The 2,524-nt window shown below is 62.4% G+C and carries 2 protein-coding genes and 1 pseudogene; all 3 read right to left on the reverse strand.

The features are described 5' to 3' along the window. Window positions 1–1,238 (reverse strand): formylmethanofuran dehydrogenase subunit A (locus EN914_RS31880; protein ID WP_127389523.1); only part of this gene is annotated, 1,238 nt, incomplete at its 3' end. Further along, window positions 1,232–2,095 carry a tungsten formylmethanofuran dehydrogenase gene (locus EN914_RS31885; protein ID WP_245497887.1) on the reverse strand — a complete coding sequence of 288 codons (864 nt, stop codon included), beginning with the start codon at window positions 2,093–2,095 and terminating at the stop codon, window positions 1,232–1,234. The genes EN914_RS31885 and EN914_RS31880, both read right to left, overlap by 7 nt. 342 nt (window positions 2,096–2,437) lie before the next feature. After that, window positions 2,438–2,524 (reverse strand): annotated as a pseudogene (locus tag EN914_RS39530) (4a-hydroxytetrahydrobiopterin dehydratase); the annotation flags it as partial.

The following is a 2,524-nucleotide window of genomic DNA, read 5'->3' on the forward strand; positions in this document are numbered from 1 at the left end:
AGGGTAGAGAGCGCCAGGGCGGATAGGGAAAGTCCGGCGGCCATTTCGGTGCGCGCTTCCCGGCTCATCAGCAGTTCGAACAGCGCCGGATAGGCGGTAAAAGGTGCACCGTTGGGATGATCGGTGGTGAAGAACACACGCCAAGGATCGTCGATCAGGAGAAAAAGCTCGAGCCCGATCGCCCACTGCATCGTGCCGTAGAAGTCCTTGCCATAGCTGTAAGGCACGATGCCGCCGCCATTGCCGTCACCGTCATGAATGACGGTCTTTTTCGGGTGTGCGCTGCCACGCGCCGAAAACTGCCGCATGACGTCGGAGGAGACCGTGACCGTCTGGCCGAACATCACCTGGCCGATATCGATGGTGACTTCCGGCGTCGCGTTGACTAGTTCGGCAAGCCGTGCGGCGGCAGAGGAAAACCCGCGTTTTCCTTCCGTGCCATAGCCATAGAACTGGAGGTGGGCGAGATGCAGCGGCAGTCCATCCGCCGCTGCAATCGTCGCAGCCGCCGTATCCGCCGATCCGGGGCTGCCCAGATTGTTGCAATGGACATGCAAGGGATGCGGCAAGCCAAGACTGTCGACGGCGACCTGCAGCGTCTTGACGATCTTGCGCGAACTGACGCCATAGGAAGGCACGACATCATCCAGCGAGAAGGTGCGGACGTTCTCCTTGAAGGCGGCCGCCGCACCGGCGTTGATCACCTTGACCCCAAGCGCTCGCGTCGAAGCGACCGTCCAGGCGACATAGTCCTCGATCATCGTCCGGGGGGCGTCGTCGCGGATCATCGACAACAGGAAATCGTCGTTGCCGAGAATGGCAAGGGTCGCTTTGTCGATAATCGGGATGTCAGCCAGTTCGAGATGCGTGTGCAGCGCCGCTCCCGGCGACATCGCCGGCTCGACGACCGTCGTAAAGCCCATCTTTGCGTAGAGGCAGCCGGTCTGGAAGGTTGACCAGCCGGCATTGGCGAGCGGCGTCATTGCTGGCCGCAGCTGATGGGCGGCATGCTGTTCGGGCAAGAGCAGCCGCGCGGTGTTCACATTGCCGCCACCGATGTGGGAGTGGATGTCGATGGCGCCAGCCATCACGATGCAGCCGCTGGCTTCGATGGTCCGGTCGGCCGCCCCTCCCGCCGGCGCCGGAACGATCTTGTCGTCCTTGATCCAGAGGTCGCCCTTGTCGAGACGGCCGTTGACGGGATCGATGATGTCGCCGCCGGCGATTTTCGTCAGCATGGCAGTGCCTCGGCGAAAGCGTGGGTAGCGATCAGGCGGATGATCGTCGCGGCGGAGGGCAATTGCGAGTCCGCTTGCGCATCGATCGACCTGAGCGAGCCCGTGCGGCTGGAGTAGACAACCGCATCGTGATCGACCCCAGCCTCGCCGATGGCCATGGTGACTGCGGCGCCGGCAACCGGCTTTTCCGTTTTCGTCAGCACAATCAGCGCCATGCGTGCCCTTTTTTTCTGTAGTTGGGCCGTTGCGGCGGAGATCCGCAGGTGCAGGTCAGCTTCGCCGGCAGCGATCATGCGCTCCACATCGCAGCTCCAGGGATCGAATTCAGGGAGGCCGCGCGCAAAGCCGGTGCGCAGCGGAAAACCTGTCATCCAGGCCGAGGCGAGCGCGCTTCCCCACCCGTTTTCGCTCGCCGGCAGATAAAGGCTGGATGCGCGCGATTTGCGATTGAGATCGGCGATCAGTCCTTGCAGCATCTCCAATGCCAAGCCTTCGGCGGCGTGGCCTGAAAACAGGAACACGGGAAAATGCGCGGCCGCCAGAGCTTTGGCAAAATCATTGAAATTCGACACCGGTTGCGATGTACGCCGCCCTTTGTACTGTGCCCTCAGTGCCGCCAGCGTGGCGGCGAGGCTAGCTTGGCCACAGGAAAGTTGTGTTGCCTTGCGTCCGCCGTTCAGCGGCGGCACAGACATCCCGTTTGGGCCTACCACGAAGAACGCGCGCTGGTTGCCGGTCGAGAGGTCGGGAACCGTCCCGGCAAGTTCGCCAACAAGACCATGATGGATCCGCGGGAGCTCGCCCACGATCACCACGACATCGGCACGCCGGCGCGTCTCTCCGGGGGCGACGGTCATTGCCCCCTTGTCGGTAAAAAGCGCGGTCTCTCGGGCAAGTGCCGCACCATCGGCATGGTCGTATGCCGCGCCAGCCCGCTCAGCCAGCGCGATCGCCGCCCTCGTGCCATCTATATCCGTATCAAAGCTGAAAACCGGGCACCGACTTGACGACAATAGCGACGCGGCATGCGCAGCCGCGTGCTCAATCAGCGCTTCCCGGTTGCCGATCCAAGCAACCGCCATTCGCTAAACTACTTTCTGGTGCCGGCTCGATCCTAGACGAAACTGGATTGGCCGTGAACCCCACCCTGCAGCGGATCAGCGAATGTTTTCATACGCGTCAACAAATTCCGACCCTGCTTAGTCATATTTGACGTAAGCGAAGCGTTGATCGGTCAGTGGAGTGCCCTCCAGTGCCCCGCCTTCCTTGGCCGGCTGCCACTGGAC

It is taken from the genome of Mesorhizobium sp. M7A.F.Ca.CA.001.08.2.1 (genome assembly GCF_003998455.1).
Taxonomy (GTDB): Bacteria; Pseudomonadota; Alphaproteobacteria; order Rhizobiales; family Rhizobiaceae; genus Mesorhizobium; species Mesorhizobium ciceri.